Source organism: Acidimicrobiales bacterium, assembly GCA_036399815.1.
Taxonomy (GTDB): domain Bacteria; phylum Actinomycetota; class Acidimicrobiia; order Acidimicrobiales; family DASWMK01; genus DASWMK01.
Map to the genome: position 1 here is coordinate 21554 of DASWMK010000010.1, position 17614 is coordinate 39167.

General features: G+C 74.5%; 14 protein-coding genes. 4 read left to right on the top strand and 10 right to left on the bottom strand.

Translation table 11 applies throughout. The features are described 5' to 3' along the window. Positions 1 to 33 precede the first annotated feature (33 nt). The 3 genes from VGB14_00610 to VGB14_00620 all read left to right on the top strand — a co-directional run bounded on the left by VGB14_00610 (position 34) and on the right by VGB14_00620 (position 5271). A complete protein-coding gene (locus VGB14_00610) occupies positions 34 to 2607 on the top strand; it encodes a SpoIIE family protein phosphatase (GenBank protein ID HEX9991403.1) in 2574 nt (857 codons plus the stop codon). Between the two features lie 60 nt (positions 2608 to 2667). Continuing rightward, positions 2668 to 3351 (top strand): hypothetical protein, encoded by a 684-nt coding sequence (locus tag VGB14_00615; protein HEX9991404.1) that lies wholly within the window; start codon positions 2668 to 2670, stop codon positions 3349 to 3351. A gap of 72 nt (positions 3352 to 3423) precedes the next feature. After that, positions 3424 to 5271: a DUF5131 family protein gene (locus VGB14_00620; protein HEX9991405.1), complete on the top strand. Its 1848-nt coding sequence runs from the start codon at positions 3424 to 3426 to the stop codon at positions 5269 to 5271. Here the strand turns inward: VGB14_00620 and VGB14_00625 are convergent. The 9 genes from VGB14_00625 to VGB14_00665 form a co-directional block, all read right to left on the bottom strand. Beyond that, positions 5226 to 5978, bottom strand: a complete 753-nt coding sequence (locus tag VGB14_00625) for an enoyl-CoA hydratase/isomerase family protein (GenBank protein HEX9991406.1) — start codon at positions 5976 to 5978, stop codon at positions 5226 to 5228. The genes VGB14_00620 and VGB14_00625 overlap by 46 nt on opposite strands. Continuing rightward, the gene (locus tag VGB14_00630; GenBank protein ID HEX9991407.1) at positions 5975 to 6145 is read right to left on the bottom strand and encodes a hypothetical protein; all 171 of its coding nucleotides are present in this window, start codon (positions 6143 to 6145) and stop codon (positions 5975 to 5977) included. Before VGB14_00630 ends, VGB14_00625 begins: the two co-directional genes overlap by 4 nt. Before the next feature lie 71 nt (positions 6146 to 6216). Beyond that, positions 6217 to 8574: a 1-deoxy-D-xylulose-5-phosphate synthase N-terminal domain-containing protein gene (locus VGB14_00635; GenBank protein ID HEX9991408.1), complete on the bottom strand. Its 2358-nt coding sequence runs from the start codon at positions 8572 to 8574 to the stop codon at positions 6217 to 6219. Beyond that, positions 8571 to 9278 (bottom strand): gamma-glutamyl-gamma-aminobutyrate hydrolase family protein, encoded by a 708-nt coding sequence (locus VGB14_00640; protein HEX9991409.1) that lies wholly within the window; start codon positions 9276 to 9278, stop codon positions 8571 to 8573. Before VGB14_00640 ends, VGB14_00635 begins: the two co-directional genes overlap by 4 nt. Beyond that, entirely contained in the window at positions 9278 to 10633 is a 1356-nt protein-coding gene (locus tag VGB14_00645; GenBank protein ID HEX9991410.1) for a glutamine synthetase family protein, read from the bottom strand. Before VGB14_00645 ends, VGB14_00640 begins: the two co-directional genes overlap by 1 nt. Next, positions 10633 to 12192 (bottom strand): amino acid permease, encoded by a 1560-nt coding sequence (locus VGB14_00650; protein HEX9991411.1) that lies wholly within the window; start codon positions 12190 to 12192, stop codon positions 10633 to 10635. Before VGB14_00650 ends, VGB14_00645 begins: the two co-directional genes overlap by 1 nt. 65 nt (positions 12193 to 12257) lie before the next feature. Further along, entirely contained in the window at positions 12258 to 13049 is a 792-nt protein-coding gene (locus VGB14_00655; protein ID HEX9991412.1) for a glucose 1-dehydrogenase, read from the bottom strand. A gap of 29 nt (positions 13050 to 13078) precedes the next feature. Beyond that, positions 13079 to 14065, bottom strand: coding sequence for a hypothetical protein (locus VGB14_00660; protein ID HEX9991413.1), 987 nt, complete (start codon positions 14063 to 14065; stop codon positions 13079 to 13081). A gap of 14 nt (positions 14066 to 14079) precedes the next feature. Next, the gene (locus tag VGB14_00665) at positions 14080 to 14523 is read right to left on the bottom strand and encodes a hypothetical protein (protein HEX9991414.1); all 444 of its coding nucleotides are present in this window, start codon (positions 14521 to 14523) and stop codon (positions 14080 to 14082) included. A gap of 108 nt (positions 14524 to 14631) precedes the next feature. On the opposite strand from VGB14_00665, the gene VGB14_00670 reads away from it, so the two are divergent. Next, positions 14632 to 15582: a haloalkane dehalogenase gene (locus tag VGB14_00670; GenBank protein HEX9991415.1), complete on the top strand. Its 951-nt coding sequence runs from the start codon at positions 14632 to 14634 to the stop codon at positions 15580 to 15582. On the opposite strand, the gene VGB14_00675 is transcribed toward VGB14_00670, so the two are convergent. Continuing rightward, the gene (locus VGB14_00675) at positions 15540 to 17594 is read right to left on the bottom strand and encodes a molybdopterin-dependent oxidoreductase (GenBank protein HEX9991416.1); all 2055 of its coding nucleotides are present in this window, start codon (positions 17592 to 17594) and stop codon (positions 15540 to 15542) included. The genes VGB14_00670 and VGB14_00675 overlap by 43 nt on opposite strands. Between the last annotated feature and the right edge of the window lie 20 nt (positions 17595 to 17614).

Here is a 17614-nt window from a genome sequence, read left to right on the forward strand (position 1 = left end):
CACCGGGCGTGACGCGGCAGTACGGTTCCGCGGATGGCCGAGCCCAGCAGGTTCGACGCCGAGGCGGTGCTGCGCGTCAGCGAGGCGCGCTACCGCTCGCTCGTCGAAGCCAGCGCGGCCGTCGTCTGGACCACGGACGGTGACGGGCGCTTCGTCGAGGTCCAGTGGTCCTGGCAGGCGTACACGGGGCAGGCCTGGCCCGACCACGCCGGGCTCGGGTGGTTCGAGATGGTGCACCCCGACGACCGGGCACTCGTGTCCGAGCGGTGGGCGTCGGCCGTCGCCGACGGGACCATCCACGAGGTGACCGCCCGCATCTGGCACCGCGACACGGGGCTCTGGCGGTGGTGCGACGTGCGGGCGGCGCCCGTGCGCGACGCCGACGGCCGGGTGGCCGAGTGGGTGGGCACGCTCACCGACGTCCACGACCGTCGCCTGGCCGAGGAGCGGGCCGCCGAGTCCGCCGCCAGGGTCGACACCCTGCTGCGCACGGCGCCGATCGGGCTCGCCTTCTTCGACACCCGGCTGCGCTACGTCATGCTGAACGACACGCTGGCCGCCATCAACGGCCAGCCCGTCGAGGCCCACCTGGGCCGCCGGGTGAGCGAGGTCCTGCCCGACCTCGGCCCGGAGTCCGAGCGGGTCCTCGCCCAGGTGGCCGAGACCGGCGAGCCCGTGCTCGACCTCGAGGTCACCGGCCAGACCTTGGCGACCGGCGGCGAGCGCCGCGACTGGCTCGTCAACTACTTCCCGGTCCGCGACGACGCCGGCGCCGTCATCGGCATCGGCGCCACCGTCATGGACGTCACCGAGCGGAAGCGGGCCGAGCAGCGCCTCACCGAGGAGCGCCAGGTGGTCGAGACCCTCAACTGGGTCGGGGCCATGCTCTCGGCCGAGCTGGACCTGACCCGGCTGGTGCAGGCCGTCACCGACGCCGCCACCCTGCTGACCGGCGCCCAGTTGGGGGCGTTCTTCTACAACGTGGTCGACAACGACGGCGAGAGCTACCAGCTGTTCACGATCTCGGGCGTGCCCCGCGAGGCGTTCGAGGGCTTCGGGATGCCGAGGAACACCGACATCTTCCGGCCGACGTTCACCGGCGAGGCCGTCGTCCGCCTCGACGACGTCACCGCCGACCCCCGCTACGGCCACATGCCGCCCCACCACGGCATGCCGGAGGGGCACCTCCCGGTGCGGTCGTACCTCGCCGTCCCGGTCGTGTCCCGGAGCGGCGTGGTGCTCGGCGGCCTGTTCTTCGGCCACGCGGACGCCGGCGTGTTCGACGAGCGGGACGAGCAGCTGGCCGTCGGCATCGCCGCCCAGGCCGCCGTCGGCATGGACAACGCCGCCCTGTACGAGGCCGTGCGCCGGGCCGAGCAGCGCCAGTCGCTGCTGGCCAGGGCGAGCGGCGACCTGGCGACGTCGCTCGACGCCGAGGACGTGCTCACCCGCCTGGCCGCCCTCGTCGTGCCGGCGCTCGCCGACGTGTGCGAGGTCGACCTGCTCGCCCAGGACGGCCGGCTCGAGCGGTCGGTCCGGTCCAACGGCGGGCTGCCGCGGGAGGTCGAGCAGGTCTTCGAGCGGCGGCCGGTCGACGTCGAGCGCGACCACCCGATCGCCCACGTGCTGCGCACGGGCGAGCCCCAGCTCCTGCGCGACGTGGCCCCCGACCTGGTCGACGCGCTGGCCGCCGACGACGAGCACCTCGCCGCCACCCGGACGCTCGGCGTCCGCCAGGCCATCGTCGTGCCGCTCGTCGCCCGGGGCCAGGTGATCGGCGTGCTGTCGCTGATGGCCCGGTCCCGCGACCGGCGCTACGACCACGCCGACCTGGAGCTGGCCGAGGACCTCGCCGACCGCACCGCCGTCGCCCTCGACAACGCCCGGCTGTACCGGGAGCAGCGGGAGGCGGCCCTGATCCTCCAGCGGTCGCTGCTGCCGGCGACGGTGACGTCGCCGCCCGGCGTCCAGGTGGCGGCGCGGTACCTCCCCGGCGGCGAGGGGGTCGAGGTGGGCGGCGACTGGTACGACCTCGTCGCGCTGCCGAGCGGGCGCATCGCCGTCGCCGTCGGCGACGTGATGGGCCGCGGGATCCCGGCCGCGGCCCGGATGGGCCAGCTGCGCAACGGGCTCCGCGCCTACCTGCTCGACGAGCGGGGCCCGGCCGACGCCCTGACCCGGCTGGAGATCTTCGCCGACCCCCACCGCACGTTCGTCACCACGATCTGCGGCGTGCTCGACCCGGTCACCCGGCAGCTGTGCATCGCCAACGCCGGGCACGTGCCGCCGCTGATCCTCGTCGGCGGCCGCGAGCCCGAGTACCTCGACGTGCCGCTGTCGGTCCCGCTCGGCACCGTGGTCGGCCCGCCGATCGAGGAGGGCGACGTCACCCTCCCGCCCGACACCACGCTCGTGCTGTTCACCGACGGGCTGGTGGAGCGGCGCGACCAGCCGGTCGACGAGGGCATGGAGCGGCTCCGGCACGTCGCCGCCACGGCCGGCGGCCAGCCTGACCTCGACGCCTTCGTCGACGCGCTCCTCGCCGGCATGCTCGGCTCGGGCTACAACACCGACGACGTCGCCGTCCTCGCCGTCTGGCTGCCATAGTCGGGGCGCCCGGCCCGCCCGGCTACCATCGGTGCCGCAGCGGGTGCCGGAGGTGGAATCGTGTCACGTCCCGACGTCCCCATCGCGCGCCGCCGCTTCGTCCAGCTCGGCGCGGGCACGGCGCTCGGCGCCGTGGTCCTCGGCGGACGGGCCCGCCGGGCCGCCGCCGCCCCGCCGACCCCCGAGTTCGGCCGGCTGATCGACCCCTACGCCAGCTACGACGGCCAGGACACCTGCGACCCCGACCCCAAGCCCGGGGTGGTCGACTTCCGCAACATGGTCCTCGCCGCGTACCCGGGCACGGCCGACTGGGGCATCTCCCGGGAGTGCTCGTCGGGCGGCACGAGCGAGCACAAGGAGGGCAGGGCCTGGGACTGGGGGGTGCCCGACGCCGCCGACCGGGCCGCCGTCGACGACCTGATCGGGTGGCTGCTCGCCACCGACCGCTTCGGCAACCAGCACGCCCGGCTCCGCCGCCTCGGGATCATGTACTTCATCCACGACCGCAAGATCTGGCGCGCCTACCCGCCCGGCCCCGGCTTCGACCAGCGGGCCTGCGACCCCCACGCGAGCTTCGACGACTGCCACTTCGACCACGTCCACTTCTCGTTCAGCTGGCGGGGCGCCAACCGCAAGACGTCGTGGTGGCACCCCAACTCGACGTTCCCGCACTCGTCCGACCGCTCCTGGCAGCCGGGCGTGGCCGACGCCGGCACGCCGCGGCCGGCGGTGGAGGGCTGCTGAACGTCGCCACCGTCGGGGCGAACGCCAGTACGATCGTGCCGCCTGGTCCAGTCGCGGTCGGAGGTGAGGCGGGTGGCGGACAGCGCGATCGAGTGGACGGAAGCGACCTGGAACCCGACCACCGGGTGCGATCGGACCTCGCCGGGGTGCGACCACTGCCTCGCTCCTGACACGCCGGTGCTGATGGCGGACATGAGCTGGCGGCCGATCGGCAAGGTGGTGCCCGGCGACGAGCTGGTCGGGTTCACGGAGTCCCCCGGGACGGGGCAGAACCGGGTCTACGAACGGGCGACCGTCGTGCGCTGCTGGTCCACGACGGCGGACGCCGTGGAGCTCCTGGTGCCGGGCCGTTCGCTCGTCGCCAGCGTCGACCATCGGTTCCTCGCCAGAGCTCGACCGTATTGGCGGCCGGCGGAGCGGCTGGGCCTGTCGAGCGGCCTCGTCGACATCGGCATGCCGGCGCTGACGCCCGACGTCGACACGGAGGCCTACCTGTCCGGGTACCTCGCCGGTGCCGTCGCCGGGGACGGCACGTTCCGCATCGACGGCTCGGGCAGGAAGGGCACCAGGCAGTCGTACCTGCGCGTCGCCGTCCTGACGACGGACCAGCCGATCCTCGACCGCATGGCGCGGGCGTTCGCCGTGCTCGGGTGCGACGGGATCCACGTGCGTCCGTTCGACGCCGGGCGGGGCAGCCGTTTCGACCGTGGCGCGAGGCGGGCGCCCATGTCGAAGATCGAGACGCGCCGGATGAGCAACCTCGTGGCCGTCAGGGAAGCCTGCCTCGAACGCGATGACCCCACGTGGAAGGCGGGCTACCTCGCTGGGCTGCTCGACACCGACGGGTGCTACAGCGGCAACAACCTCCGGTTCAGCCAGACGAAGCAGAACGACGTCCTCGAGCGGGCGCGGCGGTACATCCACGACCTCGGCTTCGCGTCGAGGCGGGAGGACTTCCGGAGCGCCTCGGGCAGGAGCGAGCGGCTTCTCGGCAACATCGAGGAGAAGCTCCGGTTCCTCTCGACCGTCCAGCCGGCGCTGACGCGCAAGGCCGCCGACTTCTACGGTCGTCGCTTCCCGGGGAGGCACACCGTGAGCGTGGAGGGCGTCCGCCGGGTCGGCCGGCGGGACCTCGTCGACATCGAGACCTCGTCGGGGACCTTCATCGCCGCGGGACTGGCGACCCACAACTGCTACGCCCTCACCCTGGCCCGCCGGCTCAAGGCGATGGGGCAGCCGAAGTACCAGGTCGACGGGGACCCGCGCACGAGCGGGCCGGGGTTCGGGCTCACGCTCCACCCCGACACGCTCGACCTGCCCCGCACGTGGGCGCAGCCGAGGACCGTGTTCGTGAACAGCATGAGCGACCTGTTCCACGAGGGCGTGCCGTTCCCGTTCGTGGAGCAGGTGTTCGAGGTGATGGCGTCGACCCCCCGGCACCAGTACCAGGTGCTGACCAAGCGGTCGAAGCGCCTCGCCCGGCTGGTGCCCGCCCTGCCCTGGCCGGCGAACGTGTGGATGGGGGTCAGCGTCGAGAGCGACCGGTACCGGTTCCGGGTCGACCACCTGCGCGAGGTGCCGGCGGCCGTGCGGTTCCTCTCGTGCGAGCCGCTGCTCGGCGACCTCGGCGACCTCGACCTCGGGGGCGTGCACTGGGTGATCGCCGGCGGCGAGTCGGGCGCCGGGGCCCGGCCCATGGACCTCGCCTGGGTCGAGGCGCTGGCCGGGCGGTGCGCGGCTGCCGGGGTGCCGTTCTTCCTCAAGCAGCTCGGGACCCGGCTGGCGGCGCAGCTGGGGGCGAGGGGGAAGGGGCACGACCTCGCCGACCTGCCGCCCTGGCTGCGCATCCGGGAGTACCCGGCCGGGCGGGGCCCTCAGCGGAAGGCGGCGACCCGCTCCTCGGTGTCGTCGATCGGGTAGGCGGCCGACGCCTCGTAGGCCAGCGCCTCCGCCGTGGTGGCGCCCTCGCCGGCGCGGTACAGGTCCTTGTAGGCGGCGAGCGAGCCCCGGCTGTTGGCCGCGATGCGGGCGGCCAGGTCGGCGACGGCGGCGTCGAGGTCGGCCAGCGGGTGGGCGGCGACGGCCAGGCCCCAGGCGGCCGCCTCGGCGCCGGTGAACGTGCGGGCCGTGTAGCTGAGCTCCCTCGCCCTGGCCGGGCCGACGGCGGCGGGCAGGCGGGCGCTCATGCCCCACGTCGGCCGCAGCCCCCACTTGGCGTGGGTGTCCCCGAGGCGGGCCTCCTCGGCGGCGACGACGAGGTCGCAGGCCAGCGCCAGCTCGAGCGCGCCCGTGTAGCAGTGGCCGTTGACCTTGGCGATCGTCACCGGCCGCATCGTCGACAGCAGCCCGGTGACCCGCCGGGCCGGGCCGTCGAGGACGTCGCCGACCATGCCGCCCTCGAGCGACCGCCCGCCCAGGGCCTTCAGGTCGACGCCCGCGCTGAACGCCCGCCCCGCGCCGGTGAGGACGACGACGGCGACCCCGTCGTCACCCGCCAGGGCGGTGAGCGCCTCGCCCAGCTCGTCGAGCATCCCCGGCGTGATGGCGTTGAGCGCCTCCGGCCGGGAGAGCGTGACGGTGGCGACCGGTGCGTCGACCTCGACGCGAACCGCCTCGGCGGCGGTCAGCTCGTGCCCTCGCTCGGGTCGGGGACGCCCTCGTCGGCGCCGTCGACCCCCGGCCCGCCGGGCAGGACGTCGTAGCCCGTGCCGCCCGTGCCCTGCCCCCGGTGGGTGGCGAGGTACTCGGCGTCCTCGGGGTCCTCGGGTGACAGCTGGTCTCGGTCCTTGGGCATGCCGACGGCCTACCCGTCGGCGCGCCCGGCTACGCGTCGGCTCCGGGGGCGGCGTCCTCCGCCGCCGTGACCTACCCGCCGGCGCGCTCCAGTGCCACGAGGGCGGCCGTGGCGATGGCGCCGGCGTCGAGGCCGTGGAGGCCGTAGAGGTGGTCCCTCGGGCCGGACTGGCCGAAGGTGTCCACGCCGGCCGCCACCACCGGCGCCCCGAAGACCGAGCCCAGCCAGGCCATGGCGTGGCTGGCGGCGTCGTGGACGCACACGATCGGCGCTCGGCGCTCGCCGGGGGGCAGCAGCGACGCCAGGTGGAACCCGTCGCCGGCCGGGGCGGCGGCGCCGACGGCGGACCGCATGGCCTGCTGCCAGCCCCGGTAGAGGCGGTCCAGGCTCGTCACCTCGACCACGTTGGCGGCCACGCCCTCGCCGGCCAGCTCGTCGGCCGCGGCCAGCACCTCCGGCAGCACGGCGCCCGAGGCGAACAGGTGCACCACCGGCTGCCCGGCCCGCCCGGGGTCGCCCGAGGCGTCGACCAGGCGGTACCCGCCACCGAGCACGGCCGCCCGCAGCGCTTCGTCGCCCAGCCGCTGCCGGGCCGCCTCGAACGGCGACTGGTCGAGCGGGCGGGTCGTGAGCCGCAGGTACAGCGACTCGCCGCCCTCCCGGTCGGTGAGCCGGGCCAGGCCGTCGCACAGGATCCAGTCGAGCGCGGTCGCGTACGCCGGCTCGGCCAGGGTCACGCCCGGCAGCTCCAGGCCGATCGACGGGGTGATCGTCGACTGGTGGGCGCCGCCCTCGTAGGACAGGGTCACCCCGGCCGGCGTGCCGACGACCACGAACCGGGACGCCGAGTAGACGCCGTAGATGAAGGCGTCGAGCCCGCGGCACACGAACGGGTCGTACAGGGTGCCGACCGGGAACAGCAGCTCCCCGAACAGCTCCGCGGACAGCCCGAGCTGGCCGAGCAGCAGGAACAGGTTCATCTCGCTGATGCCGAGCTCGATGTGCTGGCCCTTCGGCGACTCCCGCCACCGCAGCAGCCGGCCCTCGCCCAGCCAGTCGGGCACGTCCCTGGGCGCGAACACGCCGACCTTGTTGATCCAGCCGCCGAGGTTGGTGGACACCGACACGTCGGGCGACGTCGTCACCAGGCGGGGCCCCACGTCCCCGTCGCGGCCGAGCCCGACGAGCAGCCGCCCGAACGCCTCCTGGGTCGACACCGGCTTGCGCAGCGGCCCGAGCCCGACCTCCCTCGGCACGTGGACCGTGGGCTGGGGCGGCGGGGCCGGCCGCTCCAGCCGCTCGGCCACCCGCCGGCACCACTGGCCCTCGACCGACCAGTCGGGGAACGGGTCCCACTCGTGCTCGGGGGCGAGGCCGACCCCCTCCCGCACCCGCTGGACCTGCTCGGCGGTGAGCAGCGCGGAGTGGTTCAGCGGGTCGCCGGCGATCGGCAGGCCCCAGCCCTTGATCGTGTAGGCGAACAGCACCGACGGCCGGTCGGTGGTGGCGTCGGCCGCCTCGTAGGCGTCGAGGAGCTGGGCCAGGTCGTGGCCGCCGAGGTTCTGGATGAGCGGGGCGAGCTCGTCGTCGGGCACATCGACCAGCGCCGACTTCACGGCCGCGTCCGCGCCGCTGAGGAACCGGTCGCGCAGCTCGGCGCCCCGCAGCGCGAACAGGCTCTGGTACTCCTCGTTCGACATCTCGTCGATGCGCCGGCGCAGGGCGTCGCCGCCGTCCCGCTCGAAGGCGGCCTGGAGGCGCTTGCCGTACTTGGCCTCGAGCACCTGCCAGCCGTGGTCGGCGAAGGCCTGCTCCAGCTGGCGGGCCTTGATGCCGGGGACGACCCGGTCGAGGGACTGGCGGTTCAGGTCGACGACCCACAGCACGTTGCCGAGCCCGGCCGTCGCCGGGTCGGAGATCGCCTCCCACACGTTGCCCTCGTCCAGCTCGGCGTCGCCCACGAGGGCGATGAACCGGCCCCGCCCCGGCTCCCGCCCGGCGCGGGCGTCCAGGTAGCGCTTGACCGCGGCGGCGAACAGGGGGGCGGCGGCGCCGAGGCCGACCGACCCGGTCGACCAGTCCACGGGGTCGGGGTCCTTGGTCCGGCTCGGGTAGGCCTGGAGCCCGCCGGCGTCCCGCAGGGTGGTGAGGTAGCGGCGGTCGAGCCGGCCGAGCAGGTAGTTGATGGCGTGCAGCACCGGCGAGGCGTGGGGCTTCACCGACACCCGGTCCTCGGGGCCGAGGTGGGCGAACCACAGCGCGGTCATCAGGCTGACCATCGACGCCGACGACGCCTGGTGCCCGCCGACCTTCACCCCGTCGGAGTTCTGGCGCTCGTTGTTGGCGTGGTCGACCATGCGCACGGCGAGCCAGAGGACCCGCCGCTGGATGGCGTCGAGGATGCCGAGCTCGCGGTCGTCCAGGTTCACCGCAGCGCCGCCACGAATGCGTCGAACAGGCCCTGCTGGGCCGGGTCCCGGTCGGCCGTCTCCTCCGGGTGCCACTGCACGGCGACGACCCAGCCGTCCTCCGCCTCGCAGCCCTCGACGAGCCCGTCGTCGGTCCAGGCCACCGGCACGAGGCCGTCGGCCAGCGCGTCCACGGCCTGGTGGTGGTGGGACATGCCCGTCACCCGCTCGCCCCCGAGGGCCTTGGCCAGCTTCGACCCCGGGTCCACGCCGACCTCGTGCAGCGCGCCGACCCCGCCGTTCGGCGCCCCGTGGGCGACGAGGCCGGGCCGGCCGGTGATGTGCTGGTCGAGCGTGCCGCCGAGGGCGACGTTCAGCACCTGCATCCCCCGGCAGATGGCGAGGACGGGCCGCCCGAGGTCCAGGGCGGCTCGCGCCAGCTCCAGCTCGAAGCGGTCGAGGACGGCGTCCACCCCGTAGGTCTCGGGCCGGGGCTCCTGCCCGTAGAGCTGGGGGTTGAGGTCGGCGCCGCCGGTGAGGACGAGCCCGTCGAACGGCGCCAGCCAGGCCGCCGCCTGCTCGGTCGTGAGCGGGACGGGGGGCAGCACCGCCCCGCACGCGCCGGCCCGCTCGAGGGCGTCGGTGTAGCCCTTCGGCGACGCCACGGCCGGGTTGTGCCACCGCTCGACCCGGCCGGCGTCGAGGGCGCGGCCGGTGACCGCCACTAGAGGCGTTCGAAGCTCCGGCGGAGCTCCCAGTCCGTCACCACCCCGTTGAACGTCACCCATTCCTGCCTCGCCGTGTTGAGGAGATGGAAGTGGACGTCCTCACCGAAGGCCTTGACGGCCACCTCGCTGCGCTCGAACCGGTCGATCGCGTCGACCAGGGTCCACGGTACCCGGGGAACGTCGTCCGCCTCGTAGGCGTTGCCCTCGAACGCCGGCGGCGGCTCGATGCCGTGCTCGATCCCGTGCAGCCCGCCGGCGATCGTCGCCGCGAACGCGAGGTAGGGGTTGCAGTCGGCGCCGGGGATGCGGGACTCGACCCGTAGGCCGGGCCCGTGGCCGACCACCCGCAGCCCGCACGTCCGGTTGTCGGGGGCCCACACCACGGCCGTCGGCGCCCACGACCCCGGCTGGTAGCGCTTGTAGGAGTTCACGTAGGGGGCGAAGCAGAGGGCCAGCTCCGGCGCGGTGGCCAGCAGGCCGCCGAGGTAGTGCCGGAACGGCTGGGACAGGTGGTGGGGCGCGTCGCCGTCGTGGTCGAGGGGCTCGTCGCCGTCGACCGACCAGAGGCTGGAGTGGACGTGGCACGACGACCCGCACTCGGCCATGTCCCATTTCGCCATAAACGTCAGCGACCGGCCGTTGAGGGCGGCGATCTCCTTGGCCCCGTTCTTGTAGACGGTGTGGCGGTCGGCCATCTCGAGCGCCTCGGCGTAGCGGAGGTTGATCTCGTGCTGGCCCCGCCCGGCCTCGCCCTTCGAGAACTCGACGGGCACGCCGGCCGCGTCCATCCCGTTGCGGATCTGGCGGATGAGGTACTCGTCCCTCGTCGTCTGGAGGATGTGGTAGTCCTCGATCCAGTCGCTGTGGGGCCGCAGGTCGCGGTAGCCCCGCCCGGCCGCCTCCTCGTAGGAGTCCCTGAACAGGAAGAACTCCAGCTCGGCGCCGCACTTCACCCGGTAGCCGGCGGCCGCCGCCCGCTCCACCTGGCGGCGCAGCACCTGGCGGGGCGCCACCTCCACCGGCTCGCCGCCGGGGTGGAACAGGTCGCAGATGACGAGCGCCGTCCGCTCCAGCCACGGCACGAGGCGCAGGGTCGACAGGTCGGGCCTGGCGTTGACGTCGCCGTAGCCCTGGTCCCAGTTGGCGAAGCGGTAGCCGGGCAGCGGGGTCATGTCGACGTCGACGGCCAGGAGGTAGTTGCAGGCCTCGATGCCGTCGGCCAGCACGTGGTCGACGAAGAAGTGGCCGGTGACCCGCTTCCCCATGAACCGGCCCTGGAGGTCGGGGAACACGGTGAGGACGGTGTCCACCTCGCCGTCGCTGACGAGCTGCTCGAGCTGGGCGACGTCCATCACGCCTGCCCGACCGACGTCAGCTCGTGCTCGATGGCGGCCAGCTCCTCGGGGGTGCCCTGGACCTGCGGCCCGGTGAACCACCGGCGGGCCGACAGCAGCCACCAGCCGCCGCTGAACAGGAGGACGACGCCGACCGCCACCGGCGCGTAGTTGAACGTGTCGACGTTGATCGGGCTGAACTGCGGCAGCACGAACAGCACGCAGATGAACACCACCCAGGCGACGGCCAGCCAGCCGATGGGCCGGCTCCACCGCCCGAGGTGCCACGGGCCGGGCTGGAAGCGGTCGCCGGCCCGCAGACGCAGGAAGATCGGGATGATGTAGGCGATGTACAGGCCGATGACGGCGATCGAGGTCACCGCGAAGTAGGCCGTCGGGCTGTACAGGTAGGGGAGGCCGAGCAGGAACGCGCCGACGGCGGCCAGCCAGATCGAGTTCGTCGGCGTCCTCGTCCTCGGGTTGATGCGGTGCCAGAACCTCGACGCGGGCAGGGCGCCGTCCCGGGAGAAGGCGTAGATCATGCGGGAGTTGGCCGTCACCGACGCCATCCCGCAGAAGAACTGGGCGCCGACCACGATGAACAGCAGGAGCTCGCCGAAGTTGCGGCCGACGGCGTCGATGAAGATCTGGGCCGGCGGCACGCCGGTGTCCGAGGCCAGCGCCCCGTCGTAGTCCTGGATGGCGAAGGTCACCCCGAGGAGCAGCACCCAGCCGGCCACGAGCGACACGACGATCGACATCACGATGCCGCGGGGGCCGCTGACGTCGGCGTCCATCGTCTCCTCGGTCATGTGGGCCGAGGCGTCGTAGCCGGTGAACGTGTACTGGGCCAGCAGCAGCCCGATCAGGAACACGTACGCGCCCGACCCGGCGAAGCCCCAGCCCGTGTTGTTCACGAACTCGGTGAACACGAAGTCGGCCGACTGGTGGGTGTCGGCGAACAGCACGAGCGAGCCGACGATCACGAGCACGCCGCCGATGTGCCACCACACGCTCACGTCGTTCAGCAGGGCGACGAGGCGCACGCCGAACGTGTTCAGCAGGCCGTGGAGGAACAGCACGACCCCGTAGATCAGGATGATCCGGTTGTCGGTGACGTCCATGCCGGTCGTCAGGTTGAGCAGGGCGCCGACGAAGAAGGCGAGCCCGAAGTCGATGCCGGCGGTGACCCCGATCTGGCCGAGCAGGTTGAACCAGCCCGTGAACCAGCTCCACGCCGGCGCGTTCGACCGGGCCAGCTTCGCGGACCAGTAGTAGAGGCCGCCGGCCGTCGGGTAGCTCGAGCACACCTCCGCCATGGCCAGGCCGACGATCACGACCATGATCCCGACGAGCGGCCAGCCGATGCTCATCACCACCGGGCCGCCCACGTTCATGCCGAACCCGTAGAGCGTGAGGCACCCGCTCAGGATCGAGATGATCGTGAAGCTCACGGCGAAGTTCGAGAAGCCGCTCATCTTGCGGAGCAGCTCCTGCGCGTAGCCCAGCTCGTGGAGCCGCTGGACGTCGCGGTCGACGCCGCCCGTGCGGCCGGACCGCTCGAGGACCTCGGACATGTGCTCCCTCCCCGGGTGCGCGCCCCCACGCTCCTGGTGCACGCTGCTCCCCGCCCGGGCGCATGTCAAGGACCGGCGGCGTCCTCCGGTGTCACGTACGCGGCGGTGGTGCCGCCGTCGACGACCAGCGCCGCGCCGGTCATGTACGACGAGTCGTCGCAGGCGAGGAACAGCGCCGCCCTGGCCAGCTCCTCGGCCCGGCCGAGGCGGCCCATCGGGATGTGGGTGAGGCGCCTGGCCCGGCGGGCGGGGTCGCTCATCAGCTCCTCGAGCAGGGGGGTGGCGACCGGGCCGGGGCAGAGCGCGTTGGCCCTGATGCCCCTGCGGGCGTACTCGACGGCGATCTCCCTGGTGAGCGACAGCACGGCGCCCTTGCTCGCCGTGTAGGCCACCTGCGCGGTCGCCGCGCCCATGAGGGCGACGAACGACGCCACGTTGACGATCGTGCCCCCGCCCGAGGCGAGCATGGCCGGGATGCCGTGGCGGCACCCGAGCCACACGCCCTTCAGGTTCACGGCCATCACCCGGTCCCAGGTCGGCTCGGGCGTGTCGAGGGTCCCGCCGTCGTCGGCCGGGAAGATGCCGGCGTTGTTGTAGAGGACGTGCAGGCCGCCGTAGGCGTCGACGGTCGCCGCCACCATGGCCTCGACCGACGCCGAGTCGGCCACGTCGACGGGCACGAACGTCGCCTCGCCGCCGCCCGCCGCGACCGCGTCGACGGTCGCCCGCCCGGCCGCCTCGTCCACGTCGGCGACGACGACCCTGGCGCCCTCGGCGGCGAACAGCACCGACGCCGCCCGGCCCATGCCGTTGCCGGCCCCGGTGATGAGCGCCACCCTGCCGTCGAGCCTCCCCATGGGCCGGCGACGTTACCGGGCGGCGCGCCCTACCAGGCGAGGACGACGTCGCCGGCGTCGGTGGTGACCGACCCGGCCGCCATCACCACGTCGAGGTGGTGGGACGTGAGGTGGGTGCGCTCGACGATCGTGTCGGGCAGCTCGGCGCCGAGGCCGAGGTGGAGGCCGACCCGGCGCTCGTGCCACTGCATCCCGGCCGGCACGACGCGGGACGCGGCGGTGGCGGCGCGGGACTGGCCGATGCCGACCTCGGCGACGAGGCGCAGCTGCGGCACCCGCTCCATCACCATCTCGACGTCGCGGCAGAGGCCCACGTCGTCGCCGCCCACGGCCACGACCTCGCCGGAGCGAAGGCCGAGCCGGAGGGCGCCGGCGTGGATGCGCCCGTACTTGAGCCCGAACGGGATCGACCCGATCACCCAGCCGTCGACGACCAGCTCGCCGTCGACGGCGTCGGGCCGGCAGGCCACCTCGCCGACGGGCAGCAGGTAGTCCCCGTCGGTCGACCCGTCGCAGCGCACCCACGCGCCGGCCGACCACCGGAGCCAGCCGCCCGGCCGGCCCTCGTAGGCGAACGACCGGCAGCCGGCCACCCGGCCGGCGACCTCGCCGCACCAGCCGACCAGGTCCTCACGGCGCTCGGCGAACAGGATCGGGAAGACCTCGTCCCACACGTCGAAGCACAGCCGCACCCGGTCGTTGGGCCACGACGCGAACGGCCGGACGGCGTCCCGGTAGTCGACGCCGTCGTGGTCGAACCGGCCGTCGGTGACGACGAATTCGAGGTAGCCGACCTCGCCGTCGTCGGTGGTCGCCTCGGCCACCCGCCGCACCTCGGCCGGGTCCGCCAGCCCGGCCGCGAAGAGGTGCTCGACCTCGAGGAGCGGCGCGATCCGGGCCACCGCCTCGGCGTGGTGGGCCGGCTCGTACATGACGACCCACCGCCGCACCCGCCCGGGCAGGTGGGCGGCGAAGTTGCGGACGGCGACGGCCCAGGACCGCTCGGCCGCGGCCACCTCCCGGCGGCCGGCTACGCCCAGTGCGACAGCTTCGACCACGCCAGCTTCGGGTCGGGCGCCATCTGGCCGCCCGGGTCGTCCTCGGTGAACCGCGACAGGTCGAGGTCGGACCGGACGGCGCCGGCCCCGCCGGCCTCGGGGTCGAGGTACGGGTCGGTGAGGCCGACGACGGTGCCGGCGCCCGGGTCGACGTCGACCGCGAACCGGGGCCGGGTCAACGTGAAGCTGCCCTGGGCGCGCTCGAACTCGAACACCAGGCGGATGCGGTCGCCCGCGTAGAACGCCCTCGTCCCGCCGTAGGTGTGCCCCGCGCCCCTGCGCTCGTGGAGCAGCTGGCGGACGCGCTCGTCGTCGAGCGCGGCGGCCATCGCCGCGAGCCGCCGGTCGCCCGTCTCCTGCGCGCCGCGGCGGATCCGCTCGAGCTCGCCCCCGTACTCGCCACCGACGTCGGACATTCGCCGTACCCCCTCGCTTCGTCGCCCTGCCCGCCGGATCGTAGCGAAGCCGGCATATCCCGCGGCGGTCGCCGGGCCGGGCCCGCCACCGCGTGGCAGGGTGGCGCGGTGAGGGCGCTGCGCACCCCCGACGAGCGGTTCGACCGCCTGCCCGGCTACCCGTTCGAGCCCCACTACGTCGAGGTCGACGCGGGGGACGGGTCGGGCGACCGGCTGCGGGTCCACCACCTGGACGAGGGCCCGGCCGACGGCCCGGTCGTGCTCCTCCTGCACGGCGAGCCCTCGTGGTCCTACCTGTACCGGCACATGGTGCCGGTGCTCGTCGACGCCGGCCTGCGGGCCGTCGCCGTCGACCTCGTCGGCTTCGGCCGCTCCGACAAGCCGGCCGAGCGCGCCGCGTACACCTACCAGCGCCACGTCGACTGGGTGCGGGAGGCCGTGTTCGACCGGCTCGACCTGCGCGACGTCACCCTCGTCGGCCAGGACTGGGGCGGGCTCGTCGGGCTCCGGCTGGTGGGCGAGCACCCCGACCGCTTCGCCGGCGTCGTCGCCGCCAACACGTTCCTCCCCACCGGCGACCGCGACCCCGGGCCGGCGTTCCGGGCCTGGCAGCGGTTCAGCCAGGAGACCCCCGACTTCCACGTCGGCGGCATCGTGCGGGGCGGCTGCCGCACCGAGCTGGCGCCCGAGGTGGTCGCCGCCTACGACGCCCCGTTCCCCGACGACTCGTACAAGGCCGGCGCCCGCCAGTTCCCGATGCTCGTCCCCGCCTCGCCCGACGACCCGGCCGCCGAGGCCAACCGCCGGGCCTGGGAGGGGCTGGCCCGCTTCGAGCGCCCGTTCCTCTGCGCGTTCTCCGACCAGGACCCGATCACGGCCGGGGCCGACCGGGTGCTGCGGGCGAGGGTCCCCGGCGCCGCCGGCCAGCCCCACACGACCATCGAGGGCGCCGGCCACTTCCTCCAGGAGGACCGGGGGCCCGAGCTCGCCGCCGTGGTCGTCGACTTCGTGCGGGCTCAGCCGGGCGCGGGCTCGACCTCGACCAGCGTGTCGAGGTAGGTGGCGCCGCCGCCCAGGTCGGCGACCCGGTCGGCGGTCAGCGAGTTCACCGAGGCGCCGGTCGCCGGGTCGGACCACCAGCCGAACGGCAGGGCGACGACGCCGGGCCGGACCCGGCCGTCCACCCGGGCGGGGACGACCAGGCTGCCCCGGTCGTTGAACACCCTGACCCGGTCGCCGTCCGCGATGCCCCTGGCCGCCGCGTCCCCCGGGTGGAGGTCGAGCACGGGCCCGCGCTCGGCGCCCGAGGACCGCACGGCGTTGGCGTAGCCGGTGTTGAGCAGCCGGAGGGACTTGGCGGAGACGAGGGCCAGCGGGAACCGCCGGCGCAGCTCCGGGTCGCCGCCCGGGCCCTCGACCGGCGGCTCGAAGTCGGCGACGGCGAGGTCGCAGCGGCCCGTCCGGGTCGGGAAGCCCCCGTGCGCGAACGGCACCCGGTCCTCCGGGACCCGCAGGCGCGCCCACCCCCGCTCCGCGAGCACCTCGTAGGTGATCCCCTCGAGGTGGGGGTGGTCGCTGTCGAGCACCTGGCGGGCGAGGTCCTCGTCGGTGTCGGCGAAGCACGGGTCGTCGAAGCCCATGCGGGCGGCCAGGCGGCGGAACAGCTCGGTCACGGGCAGGGCGTCGCCGGGGGCCGGCACGGCCGGCCGGTTCAGCATCAGGTCGAGGTGGCCCCACGAGTCGAGCACGTCGAGGTGCTCGACCTGGCTCGTCGCCGGCAGCACGACGTCGGCGAAGCGGGCGGTGTCGGTCACGAACAGGTCGTGGACGACCGTGAACAGGTCGTCCCTGGCCAGCCCCCGCCGGACGAGCCCGCTGTTCGGGGCGACGGCGGCCGGGTTGCTGCCGTGGACGACGAGCGCCTTCACCGGCGGGTCGAGGTCGGGGTCGGTCAGGGCCCTGCCCAGCTCCACCATGTTCACGGCCCTGGTGGGCCGGGCCGCCAGCTCGGGCATGGCCAGGCGGTCCCGGCGGAGCGCGGCGAACGCCGGGCTGGTCATCGACGCGAGGCCGCCGCCCCGGTCCCGCCAGGCGCCGACCAGCGCGGGGAGGCAGGCGACGGCGTGGATGCCGGCGCCGCCCCGCTCGTGGTGCTCCATGCCGATCAGCACCCGGACGACCGACGGCCGGGTCGTGGCGTAGGCCCTGGCCAGGCGGGTGATCTCGTCCGCCGGCACGCCGGTGACGGCTGCCGCCCGCTCCGGCGGCCAGGCGGCGGCCCTGGCCCGGAGCACGTCCGCACCCGTCGTGTGGCGCTCGACGTAGTCGGCGTCGTCCAGGCCCTCGGCCAGGATCACGTGGGCCATGGCGAAGGCGAGGGCGGCGTCGGTGCCGGGCAGCGGGGCGACGTGCCAGTCGGCGGCGGCCGCCGTCCTCGTCCGCACCGGGTCGACGACGACGAGCGTGGCGCCCCGCTCCCTGGCCCGGCGGACGTGGGGCCACAGGTGCTGGTTGGTGACGGCGGTGTTGGTCCCCCAGAGGACGACGAACCGGCTGAGGGCGACGTCCTCGGGGACGACGCCGAAGGACGTGCCGAGGGCGGCGGCCACGCCGGCGGTCGCCGTCGACCCGCAGATCGTGCGGAGCAGCCGGCTGGCCCCGAGCCGGGCGAAGAAGCGCTCGCTCATGGACGCCCGCTGGAGCAGGCCCTGGGTGCCGGCGAAGCTGTACGGGAGGACGGCCTCGCCGCCCCACCGGGCCACGACCCGGCCGAGGCGGTCGGCCACCTCGTCGAGCGCCTCGTCCAGCGGGACGGGGGCGAACCGGGCCTCGCCCTTCGGGCCGACCCTGCGCAGGGCGGTGAGGAGCCGGTCGGGGTGGTGGACGCGGTCGTCCAGGTAGCCCCGCACCTTGGAGCACAGGAAGCCGGCGGTGAACGGGTGGTCGTCGGCGGCGCGGAGGTCGACGGCCCGGTCGCCCTCGACCGTCACGACCCACGAGCAGCGGTCGGGGCAGTCGTGCGGGCAGGCGCCCCGCACCTCCCGCCTGCCCGTCGCCGGTCCGGGTGCCACGATCGCCTGCCCTCCTCTCG

Coding starts and splice junctions, on each gene's coding strand:
- VGB14_00610 (HEX9991403.1), top strand. CDS start 34: ATGGCCGAGCCCAGCAGGTTCGACGCCGAGGCGGTGCTGCGCGTCAGC.
- VGB14_00630 (HEX9991407.1), bottom strand. CDS start 6,145: ATGCCCAAGGACCGAGACCAGCTGTCACCCGAGGACCCCGAGGACGCC.
- VGB14_00645 (HEX9991410.1), bottom strand. CDS start 10,633: ATGGACGTCGCCCAGCTCGAGCAGCTCGTCAGCGACGGCGAGGTGGAC.
- VGB14_00650 (HEX9991411.1), bottom strand. CDS start 12,192: ATGTCCGAGGTCCTCGAGCGGTCCGGCCGCACGGGCGGCGTCGACCGC.
- VGB14_00655 (HEX9991412.1), bottom strand. CDS start 13,049: ATGGGGAGGCTCGACGGCAGGGTGGCGCTCATCACCGGGGCCGGCAAC.
- VGB14_00665 (HEX9991414.1), bottom strand. CDS start 14,523: ATGTCCGACGTCGGTGGCGAGTACGGGGGCGAGCTCGAGCGGATCCGC.